At 73.4% G+C, this 15,329-nt stretch carries 15 protein-coding genes; 2 read left to right on the top strand and 13 right to left on the bottom strand.

Annotation, left to right across the window (positions count from 1 at the left end; genetic code table 11):
• Positions 1-5 precede the first annotated feature (5 nt).
• The 9 genes from HNR21_RS21535 to HNR21_RS21495 are packed head-to-tail and all read right to left on the bottom strand — an operon-like array spanning position 6 to position 8,790.
• On the bottom strand, positions 6-1,178 hold the full coding sequence (locus HNR21_RS21535) for an acyl-CoA dehydrogenase family protein (protein WP_312881139.1): 1,173 nt from the start codon (positions 1,176-1,178) through the stop codon (positions 6-8).
• On the bottom strand, positions 1,175-1,930 hold the full coding sequence (locus tag HNR21_RS21530) for an enoyl-CoA hydratase-related protein (protein ID WP_182706623.1): 756 nt from the start codon (positions 1,928-1,930) through the stop codon (positions 1,175-1,177). Before HNR21_RS21530 ends, HNR21_RS21535 begins: the two co-directional genes overlap by 4 nt.
• Positions 1,927-3,222, bottom strand: a complete 1,296-nt coding sequence (locus HNR21_RS21525) for an amidohydrolase family protein (protein WP_182706622.1) — start codon at positions 3,220-3,222, stop codon at positions 1,927-1,929. The genes HNR21_RS21530 and HNR21_RS21525 overlap by 4 nt, the downstream gene beginning before the upstream one ends.
• Positions 3,223-3,232: 10 nt before the next feature.
• A complete protein-coding gene (locus HNR21_RS21520; RefSeq protein WP_182706621.1) occupies positions 3,233-3,553 on the bottom strand; it encodes a hypothetical protein in 321 nt (106 codons plus the stop codon).
• The gene (locus HNR21_RS21515; RefSeq protein WP_182706620.1) at positions 3,519-3,902 is read right to left on the bottom strand and encodes a hypothetical protein; all 384 of its coding nucleotides are present in this window, start codon (positions 3,900-3,902) and stop codon (positions 3,519-3,521) included. Before HNR21_RS21515 ends, HNR21_RS21520 begins: the two co-directional genes overlap by 35 nt.
• Positions 3,899-4,606, bottom strand: a complete 708-nt coding sequence (locus HNR21_RS21510; protein ID WP_182706619.1) for an ABC transporter ATP-binding protein — start codon at positions 4,604-4,606, stop codon at positions 3,899-3,901. The genes HNR21_RS21515 and HNR21_RS21510 overlap by 4 nt, the downstream gene beginning before the upstream one ends.
• Positions 4,603-5,289: an ABC transporter ATP-binding protein gene (locus HNR21_RS21505; protein ID WP_312881138.1), complete on the bottom strand. Its 687-nt coding sequence runs from the start codon at positions 5,287-5,289 to the stop codon at positions 4,603-4,605. Before HNR21_RS21505 ends, HNR21_RS21510 begins: the two co-directional genes overlap by 4 nt.
• Before the next feature lie 4 nt (positions 5,290-5,293).
• Positions 5,294-7,384 carry a branched-chain amino acid ABC transporter permease gene (locus tag HNR21_RS21500; RefSeq protein WP_220500244.1) on the bottom strand — a complete coding sequence of 697 codons (2,091 nt, stop codon included), beginning with the start codon at positions 7,382-7,384 and terminating at the stop codon, positions 5,294-5,296.
• Positions 7,385-7,410: 26 nt separating this feature from the next.
• On the bottom strand, positions 7,411-8,790 hold the full coding sequence (locus HNR21_RS21495) for an ABC transporter substrate-binding protein (protein WP_220500243.1): 1,380 nt from the start codon (positions 8,788-8,790) through the stop codon (positions 7,411-7,413).
• Positions 8,791-9,064: 274 nt separating this feature from the next.
• On the opposite strand from HNR21_RS21495, the gene HNR21_RS21490 reads away from it, so the two are divergent.
• Positions 9,065-10,129 (top strand): NAD(P)H-dependent amine dehydrogenase family protein, encoded by a 1,065-nt coding sequence (locus HNR21_RS21490; protein ID WP_182706616.1) that lies wholly within the window; start codon positions 9,065-9,067, stop codon positions 10,127-10,129.
• A gap of 10 nt (positions 10,130-10,139) precedes the next feature.
• Here HNR21_RS21490 and HNR21_RS21485 read toward each other — a convergent pair whose 3' ends face one another.
• Positions 10,140-10,751 (bottom strand): TetR/AcrR family transcriptional regulator, encoded by a 612-nt coding sequence (locus HNR21_RS21485; protein WP_182706615.1) that lies wholly within the window; start codon positions 10,749-10,751, stop codon positions 10,140-10,142.
• A gap of 143 nt (positions 10,752-10,894) precedes the next feature.
• Here HNR21_RS21485 and HNR21_RS21480 point away from each other — a divergent pair, with 143 nt between their 5' ends.
• Positions 10,895-11,692 (top strand): acyl-CoA thioesterase, encoded by a 798-nt coding sequence (locus HNR21_RS21480; RefSeq protein WP_182706614.1) that lies wholly within the window; start codon positions 10,895-10,897, stop codon positions 11,690-11,692.
• Positions 11,693-11,797: 105 nt separating this feature from the next.
• Here HNR21_RS21480 and meaB read toward each other — a convergent pair whose 3' ends face one another.
• The 3 genes from meaB to HNR21_RS21465 are packed head-to-tail and all read right to left on the bottom strand — an operon-like array spanning position 11,798 to position 15,315.
• A complete protein-coding gene (meaB, locus tag HNR21_RS21475) occupies positions 11,798-12,724 on the bottom strand; it encodes a methylmalonyl Co-A mutase-associated GTPase MeaB (protein ID WP_182706613.1) in 927 nt (308 codons plus the stop codon).
• Between the two features lie 19 nt (positions 12,725-12,743).
• Positions 12,744-13,895, bottom strand: a complete 1,152-nt coding sequence (locus tag HNR21_RS21470) for a thiolase family protein (RefSeq protein ID WP_182706612.1) — start codon at positions 13,893-13,895, stop codon at positions 12,744-12,746.
• Positions 13,888-15,315: a class I adenylate-forming enzyme family protein gene (locus HNR21_RS21465; protein WP_220500242.1), complete on the bottom strand. Its 1,428-nt coding sequence runs from the start codon at positions 15,313-15,315 to the stop codon at positions 13,888-13,890. Before HNR21_RS21465 ends, HNR21_RS21470 begins: the two co-directional genes overlap by 8 nt.
• Positions 15,316-15,329: the final 14 nt, after the last annotated feature.

The raw sequence follows: 15,329 nt of genomic DNA, 5'->3' as shown, positions 1-15,329 counted from the left end.
CGAGGTCACCAGCCCAGCCGCCCCGCCCCCGACACCAGGGATCTGGCGATGACCAGGCGCTGGACGTCGTTGGTGCCCTCGCCGATGGCCATCAGCGGGGCGTCCCGGTAGAGCCGCTCGACCACGAACTCGGCCGAGTAGCCGTAGCCGCCGTGGATGCGCATCGACTCCAGCGCGCACCTGATGGCGACCTCGGAGGCGTACATCTTGGCCATGCCCGCCTCCATGTCCACCCGGCCGCCGGTGGCCTGGGACCTCGCGGCCGCCCAGTAGGTCAGCAGCCGGGCCGCCTGGATCTCGGTGGCCATGTCGGCGAGCTTGAGCTGGATGGCCTGGAAGTCGGAGATCGGGCGGCCGAACGCCTCCCGTTCCCGCGCGTAGCCCAGCGCCGCGTCGTAGGCGGCCTGCGCGACGCCGACCGCCCGGGCGGCGATGTTGATCCGGCCGATCTCCAGCCCGCCGAGGACCTGCTGCATGCCGCGGCCCTCCTCGCCGCCCAGCAGGTTCTCCACCGGCACCCGCACCCGGTCCAGGACGAGCTCGCTGGTCTCCGGGCCCTTGTAACCGAGCTTGGGCAGGTCCCGGGTGACCTGGAAGCCGGGCGAGCCGGTGTCCACCAGCAGCACCGACAGCGCCTGCGGGGAGCGCTCGCCCGGCCTGGTCTTCACCAGCACGGGCAGCACCCCGGCGACCCGCGCGTTGGTGATCCAGGTCTTGGCGCCCGTCACCACGTAGTGGTCGCCGTCCCGCACCGCCGTGGTCGCGATGCCCTGCAGGTCGGTGCCCGCGCCCGGCTCGGTCAGGCAGATCCCCGACCGCAGCTCGCCGGTCGCCATCCGGGGCAGGTAGCGCCGCTTCTGCTCCGGGGTGCCGTTGCGGGCGACGATCCAGCAGGCGACCGAGTGCGGGCCGAACAGCCCGGCCGCGCCCAGCCAGGCGCGGGCGATCTCCTCGAACGCCAGCGCGTAGCAGACCCGGTCGGCGGCCAGCCCGCCGTACTCCTCGGGCACGTTCAGGCCGAACAGCCCCAGTTCCCGCAGCCGCTCGACGATCTGGTCCGGGTACCGGCCGGTCCGCTCCCACTCGGAAGCGACCGGCATGATCTCCTTGTCGGCGAAGTCCCGCAGCGTCCGGCGGAACATCCGCTGCTCGTCGCTCAGCTCGAAGTCCACGGTCACCTTCCCGTCCACACCGGCGGCCGGCGTTCGGCGAACGCCCGGGCGCCCTCCTTGGCGTCGGCGCTGCCGAACACCGCCGCGACCTCGTCGGGGGTGCACCAGCGGCGCTCGCGCATCAGCTTCTTGGTCATCGCCACGCCGAGCGGGCCGTTCTCGGCGATCCGCCCGGCCAGCGCGAGCGCCTCGGGCAGCACCCGGTCGGCGGGCACCACCCGGTTGACCAGTCCGAACTCGTAGGCGCGTTCGGCGGTGACCGGGTCGCCGGTCAGCCCCATCTCCATCGCGACCGCCGTGGGCACCCGCCGCGACAGCAGCGTCCCCCCGCCGCCGGCGAACAGGCCCCGCTTGACCTCGGTCATCCCGAGCCGGGCGCCCTCGGCGGCGACGACCAGGTCGCAGGCCAGCAGCAGCTCGAACCCGCCGGCGAACGCGGAGCCGTTCAGCGCGGCCACCACCGGGGTCGCGATGCCCCGGTGGTAGAACCACAGCAGCTTCTTGAAGTCGGCTCCGCGCGCGAACGCCTTCAGGTCCAGCCCGGCGCAGAACACCGTGCCCGCGCCGGTCAGCACCACCGCGCGGACCTCGGGGTCGGCGTCGGCGGACCGCAGCACCGCCGTCAGCCCGTCCATCAGCCCGGGGTCGAGGGCGTTGCGCGCCTCGGGCCGGTTCATGGTCACCACGAGCACGTTGCCGACCCGTTCGGTCAGAACGAGATCGCGCGCGTGCTCCCCGCTCGCCTGCGGCTCGCTCATCGGGCGGCTTCCACCGCCCGCTTGGCGCGCTCGCGGTAGCCGGCCAGCTTCTCGGAGGGGTCGATGATGCGCTTGCTGCGGGACTGGACGGACACGTCGTGGTCGGCGGACGCGGCCCGCAGGGCTCCGACGGTGGCCTGCTCGCGCGGGACGTGCTTGAACGGGTCGAAGGAGTACCAGCGCATGGCGTTCTCGTGGGTCATCTTGTTGATGTCGTCGTCGGGAACGTCATGGCGCACCAGCACCTCGTGCAGTTCCTCGGGGGCGCCGGGCCACATCGAGTCGCTGTGCGGGTAGTCGGCCTCCCAGCAGATGTTGTCGATGCCGATCTCGTGCCGCAGCCTCACGCCCAGCGGGTCGCTGATGAAGCAGGTCAGGAAGTGCTCCCGGAACACCTCGCTGGGCAGCCTGCCGCCGAAGTCCTGCAGCGTCCAGGTGGCGTGCATCTCGAACGTGCGGTCCACCCGCTCCAGGAAGTACGGGATCCAGCCGGTGCCGCCCTCGGACAGCGCGATGCGGATGCCGGGGAACTCCTTGATCACCCGCGACCACAGCAGGTCGGCGGCGGCCGAGACGATGTTCATCGGCTGCAGGGTGATCATCACGTCCGGCGGGGAGTCCACCGCCGGGACCGCCAGCCGGCCCGAGGAGCCGATGTGCACGTTCAGCACGGTGCCGGTGTCGCACAGCGCCCGCCACACCGGGTCCCAGTGCTCGCTGTGGAAGCTCGGGTAGCCCATCGCGGCCGGGTTCTCGCTGAAGGTCAGCGAGTGGCAGCCCTTGGCCGCGACCCGGCGGATCTCGGCCGCGCACGCCTCCGGGTCCCAGATCACCGGCAGCGCCATCGGGATGAACCGGCCCGGGTAGGCGCCGCACCACTCGTCGATGTGCCAGTCGTTGTAGGCGCGCACCAGGGCCAGCGAGAAGTCGTGGTCCTCGGTGGCGAACAGCCGGGCCGCGAAGCCGGGGAACGAGGGGAAGTTCATCGAGGCCAGGATGCCGCCGGCGTTCATGTCCTTGACGCGCTCGTGCACGTCGTAACAGCCGGGGCGGATCTCGTCCAGGCCCTGCGGCTCCAGCCCGTACTCCTCCTTGGGCCGGCCGGCGACCGCGTTCAGCGCGGCGTTGGGGATCACCGTGTCCCGGAACTGCCACACGTCGCTGCCGTCGTCGCGGTGCACCAGCCGCGGCGCGTCGGCCTTGTACCGCTCCGGCAGGTGGTTCACGAACATGTCGGGCGGCTCGATGATGTGGTCGTCGACGCTGATCAGGATCATGTCGTCGCGGTTCATGGCTTTCCCTTCAGTCGGAGGCGGGCAGCGGCTTGGCCGCCTTGAGGGTCATGGGAACGCCGTCGCAGCTCAGCTCGCCGGCGCCGGAGGAGATGCACAGCACCTCGAGCGTCCCGGCGGCGTTGACGTAGCGCTTGCCGATCAGCGTGGCGGCGTCGCCGCCGTCGGACGGCGGCTGCTGCGGCGCGGCGGTCGCGGGCACCATGGGGCGGCCGCCGCACTCGATCCCGGGCCGCTCGCCGGCCGGCGCGCGGACGACGACCACCCGGGTGCCGCAGACGGTGCTGGCGAGCTGGTCACCGGGTCGCAGGGTCGGTGCTGGTGAGGTCATGGCGGATGTCCTTTTCGAGCAGACAATCGGCGAGCAGGGTCAGGTCGTAGGACTGGCGGGCCATCCAGAACCGCAGGAAGCCGGTCAGCGAGTACCGCAGGAACAGCGCGGAGCCCACCACGCTCGCGGCGACGCCGCCCAGCCCCAGCGCCAGGGCGTCCCGCTGGGCGAGCGGGTTCTGGGTGCCGTGCGCCATGAGGTACGCCGCCGCCCCGAGCGCCAGGCCGGCCGCCATCAGCGCTCCGCCGAGGCGCAGCCACAGGGCGGCCCGCCCGGCGGCGGGGTCGGGGATCTTCAGCTCCGCCAGTTCGCGGACGAAGCGGTCCGCGCGCGTCTCGGTCGAGGTCACGTTGCACTCCCCAGGTAGAGGGCGGACAGTTCGGTGCGCAGCCCGTCGTCGGGGCGGCCGGTGCGTTCGATGCGGCCCCGCACCATCACGGCGGCGCGGTCGGCGATGTCCAGGACGGCGGCGGCGAACTGCTCGACGACCAGCACCGCCACGCCCTGCCGGGCGATCTCGGCGACCTGCTCGTACAGCCGGGCCACGACCAGCGGGGCCAGGCCCATGGACAGCTCGTCCAGCAGCAGCACGGCGGGGTCGGTGGCCAGTCCCCGGGCGAGCGCCAGCATCTGCTGCTCGCCGCCGGACAGGGTCCCGGCCGCCTGCCCGGCCCGCTCGGCCAGGATCGGGAACCGCGCGAAGGCGATCTCCTCGATCTCCGCGCGGGAACGACCGGTGAAGGTCATCATCCAGAGGTTCTCGCGGACCGACAGGTTGGGGAACACGCCGCGGCCCTCGGGGATCAGGCAGACCCCGGCGCGGGCCAGGTCGCGGGGGTTCGCCCCGGTCACGTCACGGCCGCCGAGCAGCAGCCGGCCGGAGCCGGCCGGATGCACGCCCGCGGCGACCTTCAGCGTGGTCGTCTTGCCGGCCCCGTTCGGGCCGAGCAGGGCCACCACCTCGCCGGCGCCGACGGTCAGGTCGACGCCGTGCAGCGCGGCGATGCCGTCGTAGCCGGCGCGGATCTCGCGCAGTTCCAGCAGCGGTGTCACGCGTCCCCCAGGTAGGCGGCCAGGACCGTCTCGTCGCCTCGGACCACCTCGGGCGGGCCGGAGGAGATGATCTTTCCGAGGTTGAGGACGTGGACCTGGTCGCACACGCTCATCACCAGGCCCATGTCGTGCTCGACCAGCACGACGGCGACGCCGTCGCCGGCCAGCGAGCGCAGCAGCGCCGCGAACCGCTCGGTCTCCTCGCCGTCCTGGCCCGCCGCGGGCTCGTCCAGCAGCAGGAGCGTGGGGCGGGCGGCCAGCGCCCGGCCCACCTCGACCAGCCGGGCGACCCCGGTGGGCAGCGTGTCGGCGTGGGCGTCGGCGATCGGGGCCAGGCCGAGCCGGTCGAGGAGCTCCGCCACGACCCGGTCCGCGCGCCGCCGTTCGGGGCCCAGCTCGGCGGCGACCCGCAGGTTGTCGCGGACGCTGAGCCGGCCGAACAGCTCCAGCCGCTGGAACGTGCGGGCCAGCCCGCAGCGGGCGCGGCGGGCCGGTCCCAGCCGGGTGACGTCCCGGCCGTCCAGCAGCACCCGCCCGGCCGAGGGCCGGCGCAGCCCGGACACCACGTCGAACAGGGTGCTCTTGCCGGCCCCGTTCGGCCCGATCAGCCCGGTCACCCGGCCGGGCTCGGCGGTCAGGCCGACCCCGTCCAGCGCCCGGTGGCCGCCGAACGCGACCGTCACGTCGCTAACCTGCAGCGAGCCCACGGGCCAGCACCTCCTCGTCCTCCGGGCGCCAGGGCCGCCGCACGCCCCGCCACTCGACCGGGACGTCCGGTACGACGGTGGTGCGGGCCTCCTGCGCGCGGGCGTACGTCCGCAGCGCCAGCGCCCAGGCCAGGGCGGCCAGGAAGAGCGTCCAGCCGCCGATCAGGTCGGCCAGCCGCGCCGCCCACAGCAGCGCCAGCCCGCCGAGCAGGGCGGTCACGGTGGCCCGGTTGCGCACGATCGGCTCCCAGCCGTGCCGCATTCCCGGCACGATCCCTTCGGGATGGCGGGCGAAGCCCATCCCGGCCAGCGCGGGCAGCAGGTGGACCGGGTTCTGCAGCCAGGACGCCGCGCTGGTCAGCGCGTGCACCGGCCCCAGGTACGCCACGCCGGTGAACAGCCCGTTGCCGACCGAGCCCAGCCCCCCGATCACCGCGATCAGGAAGATCGGCAGGCCCGCCACGAAGGTGAACTGCTCGGCGGTGACCGACTGCAGCTGCATCCCGTACAGCGCGCCGCCGAGCCCGGCGATCCCGGCGCTCAGCGCGAACACCGCGATCTTGGCGGCCAGCAGGCTGCCGCCGAGGGTGGCGTAGGCGGCCTCGCTGTCGCGCAGCGCGATCAGCCGCCGCCCGAACCGGCTCAGCCGCAGCGCCGCCACGCCGACCGAGGCGGCGGCCAGGCAGACCGCGGCCAGCAGCATCAGCTCCCACTGCTCGTCCAGCCGCAGGCCCGGCAGCGACGGCCCGGCCATCTCCACCGAACCCTGGTCGAACAGCGAGATCCGCACCCCGAGCAGTTCCAGCGACGGCAGGGTGAAGATCCAGCGGTCCAGGATCACCGCGAACGCGGCCGTCCCCAGCGCCAGGTACACCCCCGACAGCCGCATGGCGGGCAGCGCGATCAGCGCTCCAACCAGGGCGGCGATCGCCATCGCGGCCGCCAGCGCCCACGGCTGCCCGTCCGCGCCGAGCTGTCCCCACACGATCGCGCCGATGCCGGCGATGCTCATCTGGCACAGCGAGATCTGGCCCGCGTACCCGGCCAGCGGCACGAACGACAGCGCCACCACGCCCAGGGAGAACATCGGCCCGTAGGAGATGACGTGCTCCTCGCCCAGCACCGTCGCCAGCACCACGGCGAGGCCGACGATCGTCCCGGCGAAGACCAGCGTCCCGCGCATAGTCGGGGTCGGGACGGGGCGCAGCCTGCGGTCCCGGCCGCGCAGCCGCCCGTGCGGGAACAGCAGCAGCGCCGACAGCAGCAGCAGCGCCGGGGCGGCCAGCCGCAGCCCCGGCAGGTAGGGGTTCTGCGGCAGGTAGCCGGTCAGGTAGCTCTCCAGGCAGCCGACCACGATCGCGCCGAGGAAGGTCAGCGGCAGGCTGCGCAGCCGGCCGAAGATGGCCGCGGTGTAGGCGCTGACGATCAGCAGGGAGAGCTGGTTGGCGTCCAGGGCGACGGTCGGGGCGATGAGGATGCCGCCGACCGCCGCCAGCTGGGTGCCGAGGATCCAGGCGGCCCGGCCGGCCCGGAGCGGGTCGGCCCCGGTGAGGCCGACCAGCGCCCGGTCGTCGACGGTCGCCCTCATCTCCGTGCCGGTCCGCGTCCGGTACAGCAGGATCCACAGGCCCAGCGCCACCGCCACCGCGACGGCCATGGTGATCGCCTGGTGCCAGGTGACCGTGGCCGGGCCGAGGCGGAACGGCTCCCGGTCGGCGAAGAACGTCGACAGCGGCCGCGGGACGTTGGGGTCCCAGATCCACCGGGCCGCGGCGATCAGGCCGCTCAGCAGGGCGACCGTCATCACCAGCCGTTCGGCCTCGCCGAGGTGCTGCACCGGCCGCAGGACCACCTTCTCGACCAGCAGGCCGAACAGGGGGGCGAGCACCAGCAGCACCACGGCGAGGGCCAGCGGGACCGGCCAGCCCCACCCGACGGACAGCTGCCAGTAGGCGAACGCCGCCAGCATGCCCGCCGCACCGTGCGCGAAGTTGAACACGCCGGTGGTGGTGTAGGTGAGCACCAGGCCGCTGCCGATGACGGCGTAGATGGCGCCGGTGCTCAGACCCACGACACCGAAGATGAGGAACTGCTCCATTACTTGACGTCGCTCATGCTCTTGCCGACGTCGGCGAGGGTCAGCGGCTTGCCGCCGGGGTCGGTGAACTTGATCGCCGGGGCGTTGCAGCGGTAGGCGCCCGTGTCGGGCTTGAAGTCGGCCGGCTTCCAGCCGTCCGGGGTGGCCTGCTCGACGTTGAAGCACTTGGCCGGGGCGTCGGAGTCGCTCAGGTCGACGGGGGCCTGCAGGCCGCCGCCGGTCCAGGCGGTCTCCTTGGCCGCGGCCTCCACGACGCACCTGCGGGTGAGGTCGTCACCGCACGAGGAGGCGGCCTTGGCGAACAGCGTCCAGGCCACGAAGGCGCGCACCACCTGGAGCGTCACCGGCTTGCCCGGCGCGTGCTTCTTGAACAGCTCGACCACCTGCCTGGTGGCGGGGTTGGCGTCGGCCTTCTCCAGCGGGTGGACGCCGCCGAGGTCCAGCAGGTTGTTCTGCCCGGCGACGGCCGGGCCCGCCAGTTGCAGGAACTCCGGGCCGTAGGAGTTGCTGTTGGCGTCGATCCAGTCGAGCTTGTAGTCGATGTTGGTGAGCACCTGCTCGAGCTTGGCCAGGCTGCGGAAGTCGCCGAGGAAGACCAGGCCCTTGACGCCCTTGCTCTTGATGGCCTGGGCGTAGGGGGTCCAGTCCGACACGCCCTGGGCCGGGTACAGCTCGCTGTAGCCGACCGTCCCGCCGGCGGCCGTCAGCGCCTGCTTGGTCTGCAGTTCGAGGACCTTGGTGACCGGGGAGTCGCCGGAGATGACCCCGACGTTCTCGGCCGAGCCCGGGTAGGCCTCCTTCAGCAGCCAGGTGTAGAAGCCGCCGTACGGGCTGTAGGACGGACCGCCGGCGACCGTCTCGAACTGCAGCTCCGAGCCGGTGTTGCCGACCTGGCTGGTCTGCGCGGGGAAGGCCGGCAGCAGGCACGACAGCCGCTCCTTGACCCCCATGGCGTCCAGCGCCGCGCCGCCGCCGACGAGGGCGAAGTCCTCCCGGCAGGACTCGATCATCCGCTGGCGGACCTCGAGCAGCTTGGAGTCGCGGGTGTTGGCGACCAGCTTGCGGCCCTTGATGCCGCCCGCCTCGTTGCACCAGGTGGTGAAGACCTTGGCGGCGTCGACGAACTCCGACTTCTTGCTGAAGCCCATGTCGGTGAAGACGCCGACCTCGATCTGCTCGGCGGTGACGCCCTGGGCGGGCGAGCTCTTGGGGTCGCCGGGCCCGCAGATGTCCCGCAGGTCGCCGAAGTCGCCGGTCGCGGCGGGTCCGGCGGCGCCGCCCGCGCCGGTCTCCTCCTCGACGCCGGAGCCGCTCCGGCCGCAGGCGGCGGTGAGCAGTGCCACCGCCGTGAGGGCGACGAGGGTTCTTTGCAGTCTCACGGTTCTCCTCCTCGGTAAGCCCCCGACCGGTTGGTGATGACTCAGGTGGGCCAGACCGGCACCGTGCTCTCGGTGAGAGGAAACTAACTTCTCCTGAGAAGAGAATCAACCATGCATACGGAGAAAAGACCTGCCAGGAGGAGTGTCGGGGGACGAGCCGGACCGGCTCCGCCCTCCGGGCCACGGAGCTGCACAGAAGATCATCACCCGATCCGGTATTGACCGTCTCCGAAACTGAGAATACCGTTCCGCCAACCGGACGGAGGGTGGTTCCATGACCACGTCAGGAGTCGAGCGGCCGGGCCGCGCGCCGCGGTACCGGGTCGTGCAGTGGGCGACCGGGAACATCGGGACCCGCGCCCTGCGCGCCGTCATCGAGCATCCGGTCCTGGACCTGGCGGGCGTGTACGTCCACTCCCCGGCCAAGGCGGGCACGGACGCGGGCGAGCTGTGCGGGCTCGGCCCGACCGGCGTCAGGGCGACCGGGGACGTCGAGGAGATCCTGGCGCTCGGCGCCGACTGCGTCCTCTACATGCCGGCCGTGTGCGACTTCGACGAGGTGTGCCGGCTGCTGGAGTCGGGCGCGAACGTGGTCACCACCCGGGGCGAGTTCCACCGGCCCGCGGGCCTGGAGCCCGCGGTGCGCGAGCGGGTCGAGGCCGCCTGCGAGCGCGGCGGAGCCTCGATCCACAGCACGGGCAGCAGCCCCGGGTTCGTCACCGAGGCCGTCCCGCTGGTGCTCACCTCGATCCAGCGGCGGCTGGACGGGCTGGTGATCAGCGAGTTCGCCGACCTGTCGCGACGGAACTCGCCGGAGCTGCTGTTCGGCCTGATGGGTTTCGGCAGTCCGCCCGCCGAGCTGGACGAGGGCCGGCTGGCGCACGGGCGGATCAGCTTCGGCCCGTCATTGCTCCTCGTGGCCGAGGCGCTGTCGATGCCGCTGGACGATCTGGAGGCGGGCGGCGAGGTCGCCACGGCGCGCCGCACGACCCGCATCGCGGCGGGGACCCTGGAGAAGGGAACGGTGGCCGCGCAGCGGATCACCGTGTCTGGCCTTCGGGGCGGCCGGCCGGTGCTGAGCTTCCGCGCCACCTGGTACTGCACCACCGAGCTCGAACCCGCCTGGGACGTCCGGCCCACCGGCTGGCACATCGCGGTGGACGGCGACGCGCCGCTCGACGTCGACATGCGCTTCCCGGTGCCGCTGGAACGGATGGCCGCGACCTCGCCCGGCTACACGGCCAACCGCGCCGTCAACGCCGTGCCGTTCGTGTGCGCCGCGCCCCCGGGCATCCGCACGACGGTCGACCTTCCCCAGATCATCGCGGACCTCGGTTGAAGGCGGCGCCTCACCGCGGGCGGAGCCGGTCGAGCAGTTCGGTCATGTACTCGCGGAACAGCGCTTGGGCGTGGGGATCCTCGGGCTCCAGCGCCGGACCGCCGGGGAGGGGGATCCCGAGGACGGCGAATCCCGACAGGCACCAGCCGAACACGCTGAACAGCATCTGGAACTCGGCGTTGTCCGCGATGTCGGCCCCCAGGATCCGCACGGCCCGCTGATGGACCGGGTCCCGGTAGAGCTCCTCGAGGTCGGTCATGTCCGCCGCGTCCGACATGGCGCGCTGCTGCCAGATGGCCAGGCCCTCCAGGTGCCCGAGGTAGAAGTCCAGGACGCGGTCCATGAGGGCGCGCATCCGGTCGGCGTCCGGCGGGATCTCCTCGGCGGCCCGGTCCAGCATCTCGCACTGCTCCCGGTGGAAGCGCTCGAGCACCCTCCGGTACAGCCCGGCCCGGCCGCCCGCGGCCACGACCTCCTGCCGGTCCACCCCGGCCGCGTCGGCGATCATCTCCGTGGTGGTCCCGTCATAGCCCAGCTGGGCGAACAGCCGCCGGGCCGCGGCGTGGATCCGGTCGTACCCGGCCTCCTCGCCCCGCCTGCGGAGCTCGTCGTGAGCCTCCATGCCAGGGCGTATTTCCCGGACCGCCACAAAGGCACCCAAGCCGGGGTCCATCGTTCGACAAACCGCGGTCCGGTGCGCCGGCCAACACGAGAATGTTATTCTCGATACGGAGAATCGATCTATACCATACGTCGGGAGCGCCCGTGCACGACCTGTGGAGCGACCTGCTCGCCTGCCTCGACCTGGACGGATCCGCGGACGAGGGGTTCGCGGGCCGCAACCAGCGGCTGGCCTATCACCGGCTGTTCGGCGGGCAGCTGCTGGCCCAGTTCGTCCGGGCCGCCGCCCTGACCTGTCCCGGCAAGGCCGTCAAGTCGCTGCACGTGCTGTTCCCCCGCGCGGGGAGCGCCGAGGAGCCCGTCCGGTACGAGGTGGAGCGCCACCACGAAGGCGGCACGTTCGCGACGCTGACGATCGTCGCCCGGCAGACCCCCGGCGCCATCGCCACCGCCTCGGTGTCCCTGCACGCCGCCGAGAACGGGCGCGAGCACCAGACCGTCCAGCCGGTCCCGCCCGTCCTCGGGGCCGAGCACCGGGTGGACCTCGGCCTGCTGCCCTGGGAGGTCCGCACCACCGCCGACCTGGACTCCCCCAAGCCGGAGGCGCCCGAGCTGGAGCTGTGGACGCGCACCCCGGAGGTGGACCCCGGCCTGGCCCCGGCGCTGACGGCGTACGCGACCGACCTGACCCTCATCGGCACGGCGCTGCGCCCGCTGGACGGCATCTCCCAGCGGGACGCGGGCAGGGCGTTCGCCTCCGCCGTCACCTCGCACACCCTGTGGTTCCACCGGCCGTTCCGCACCGACGCCTGGCTGCTGCTCCGCCAGCACAGCCCGCTGCTGGCGCACGGCCGCTGCTTCGGCCGGGGCGACGTGCTCACCGAGGACGGCGCGCTCGTCGCCTCGTACGCCCAGGAGGCCCTGCTGCGCTTCACGGAGTGAGGACGAGCCGACGGGAACGGGCCGGGGTCCGGGGGCGGAGCCCTCGGAACTTCCGCGGCGGCCCGGGACACCGCGCACCGCAGCCGATCCGCCCGGAGCGAGCCGCTAGGCGAGCGAGGACGGATCGGTGAGGATGCGGTGGTCCGGAGGGTCTGGGGGGCCGCTCCCCCGGACAAGCAGGTCCGCGGCGGTGTAGGGGTCGCGGCGGCCGGCGGCGACGTCGGCCGCCAGGCGGGCCAGGTCGGGGTGGGAACGCAGGCGCGTCTGGGCCAGCGAGAGGATCTGCGCGTGCGCGCGGGCCGTCCGCCGGGTGAGGGTGTCGGCGCGGTGGTGGGTCTCGATCGCCTCGACCAGTTCGGGCAGGCCCTCGCCCTTGGCGGCGACCAGTTTCAGGATCGGGACGCCGATCTCGGTGCGCAGGTCGCGGACGGTCCGGTCGGCGCCGTCGCGGTCGGCCTTGTTGACCACCAGCAGGTCGGCGACCTCCAGCAGCCCGGCCTTGGCGGCCTGGACGGCGTCGCCCGCACCCGGCGTGAGCACCACGATCGTCGGGTCGGCCACGGCGGCGATCTCGATCTCCGACTGGCCGACGCCCACCGTCTCCAGCAGGACCAGGTCGTAGTCCAGCGCGGCCAGCACCCGGACCGCCGCGGGCACGGCGGCGGCCAGCCCGCCCAGATGCCCGCGGGTCGCCAGCGAGCGGATCAGCACCCCGGGGTCGGTGGCGTGCGCCGCCATCCGGATCCGGTCGCCGAGCAGCGCGCCGCCGCTGTACGGCGAGGACGGGTCGACCGCGAGCACCGCCACCCGCAGGCCGCGTTGCCGGTACGCCCCGACCAGCGCCCCGATGGTCGTCGACTTGCCCGCGCCGGGCGGGCCGGTCACCCCGACGACCCGGGCGGAGGCCGCGGCCGGGTCGAGGGCCGCCAGCACCTCTTCGCGGCGTTCGCCCTCGACCAGGCTGAGCAGCCGGCCGGCCGAGCGGATCGATCCGCTCCGCGCCGACGCGACCAGCTCGCGGACGTCCGTCACCGCGCCCTCCGCACGATGCTCACGGGGCCGGGACCTCGATGACCGTGGCCGAGCCCATCCCGCCGCCCGCGCACATCGCGGCCACGCCGATGCCGCCGCCGCGCCGGCGCAGTTCGTGCACCAGGGTGACGATCATCCGCGCGCCGGTGGCGGCGACGGGGTGGCCGAGGGAGCAGCCGCTGCCGTTCACGTTCACCCGGTCGGGGTCCAGGCCGAGCATCCCGACGGTGGCCACGCACATCGCCGCGAACGCCTCGTTGATCTCGAACAGGTCGACCTCGGCGGGCGAGAGCGCGGCGCGGGCCAGGGCCTTGGGGATGGCCTTGACGGGGGCCAGCCCGGTCTCGGCCGGGTCGACGCCGACCGACGCCCACGACCGGATGGTGGCCAGCACCGGCAGGCCCTGCGCGGCGGCCACCCGGTCATTGGCGACGACCAGGGCGGCGGCGCCGTCGTTGGCGCCGCTGGCGTTGCCCGCGGTGATGCTGAAGCCCTCGATCTCCGGGTGCAGCGGCTTGAGCGAGGCCAGCTTCTCCAGGGTGGTGTCGCGGCGCGGGTGCTCGTCCACGGAGAACAGCCCGTGCGGGGTCTTGACGGGGACGATCTCGGCCTCGAAGCGGCCCTCGTCGATGGCGCGGATCGCGTTGCGGTGCGAGCGCAGCGCCCAGGCGTCCATCTCCTCGCGGGTCACGCCCGCCCTGACGGCCGCGTTCCAGCCCACGGTGATGGACATGTCCAGGTTGGGGGCGTCCGGCCGGTCCGGGTGGGTGGGCGGGAACCAGTCGGCCCAGTCCTCGCCGACCCGGCGGCGGGACCGCGGCGCGGTGGAGGCGGAGTTGACGCCGCCGGCGATGATCAGCTCGTCCATGCCGGCGCGGATGCTCGCGGCGGCGGCCTGCACGGCGGACTGGCCGGCGGCGCAGTGCCGGTTGGCGGCCAGCCCGGGCACCCCGGTGAGCCCGGCGGTGATGGCGGCGTGGCGGGCCACCACGCCGCCGCCGTACAGGCCCTCGCCCAGGACGACGTCGTCGATCAGGGCCGGGTCCAGGCCGGACGCCGCCGCGCTCACCACGTGGTCGGCCAGGTCGTAGGCGGTGGTGTCGCGCAGGGTCCCCTTGAACGCGGTGCCGATGGGGGTGCGCAGGGCGGACACGATGACCGCTTCAGGCATGGGTCTTCTCCAACTCGTTCAGCAGGACGCGGCGCAGCACCTTCCCGGTGTCGGTCTTCGGCAGGTCCGCGCGGAACACGACGGCGTCGGGGGTCTTGGCGGAGCGCAGCCGGTCCCGGACCCAGCGCCGGATGTCGTCGGGGTCCCCGTCGCCGACGCAGACGGCGACGATCCGCTGTCCCCACTCGGGATCGGGCACGCCGACCACGGCCGCCTCGGCGACCCCGGGGTGGGCCAGCAGGACGTCCTCGATCTCGGCGGGGGCGATGTTCTCGCCGCCCCGGATGATGGTGTCGTCGGCGCGTCCCTCGATGAACAGGTAGCCGTCGGCGTCCAGCCACCCCCGGTCCCGGGTGGCGAACCAGCCCTCGGCGTCCAGGGCGAGCCCCCCGCCGTACTCGCCCGAGATCTGCGCGCCGCGCACGAACACCAGCCCGGGCTCGCCCGCGCCGACCGGTGCGCCGTCCTCGCGGCGGATCTGGAACTCGGTCCCCGGCAGCGCCCGGCCCACCGACTGGAGCCGGGCCCGCACCTTCGGGTCGGTGGACTCCAGCGCCTCGCGGTGGTCCTTCGGCCCGAGCGCGGCGATCGAGGAGGCCGTCTCGGTCAGCCCGTAGACGTTGACGAACCCGGTCTTCGGGAAGATCCGCATCGCCCGTTCCAGCACGGGCAGCGGGGTGCGCGCGCCGCCGTAGGAGATGCTGCGCAGCGTCGGGGTCCCGGCGTCGTCGCCGCGCACCTCGGCGACGATCCGCGCCAGCATCGTCGGCACCAGCAGCGCGTGCGTGATCCGTTCGCGCCGTACGGTCTCCAGCCACCCCCGCGGGTCGAACGAGGCCATGTAGACCACCCGGCGGCCCATCCACAGGTTCGCCAGCAGGTTGGCCAGCCCGGCGACGTGGTACGGCGGGACCGCCACCAGCGCCGCGTCGCCCTCCTTGGCGGAGGCGAACTTCAGCGTGTTCGTCACGTACGCGAGCAGGTGCCTGTGCCGCAGCACCGCGGCCTTGGGCTCGGCGGTCGTGCCGCTGGTGTAGAGCAGCACGGCCACCGAGTCCTGGCCGCCGCCCGGCTCCGGGCCGCCGGTGTCCGCGTCGCGTTCGGCGTCCTCGACGAAGCCGTCGAGGTCGGCGGGCCGCAGCACGAGGGCGCCCGGGTGGCGTTCCTGGAGGGCGGTCAGCTGGTGGTCGCCCAGCCGGTAGTTGAGCGGGACGAACGGCACGCCCGCCAGGGCCGCTCCGAAGAGGGCCACCGGATAGGCGAGGTGGTTGGCGCCCAGGTACAGGACGGCCGGGCGGCCCTGGAACCGCCGGGCGGCGGCGCGGGCGAGACGCCGCAGCTCGGAGGCGGTCAGCGAGCGGCCCCCGGCCGTCACCGCCGTCCGGTCGCCGGCGGCGGCCGCCTTGTCGAGGATCGTCACGATATTCATGAGAA

This window comes from Thermomonospora cellulosilytica, assembly GCF_014138835.1.
Classification (GTDB): domain Bacteria; phylum Actinomycetota; class Actinomycetes; order Streptosporangiales; family Streptosporangiaceae; genus Thermomonospora; species Thermomonospora amylolytica.
Note: the sequence above shows the minus strand (reverse complement) of the source record. Positions and strands in the feature narration are given on the sequence as shown.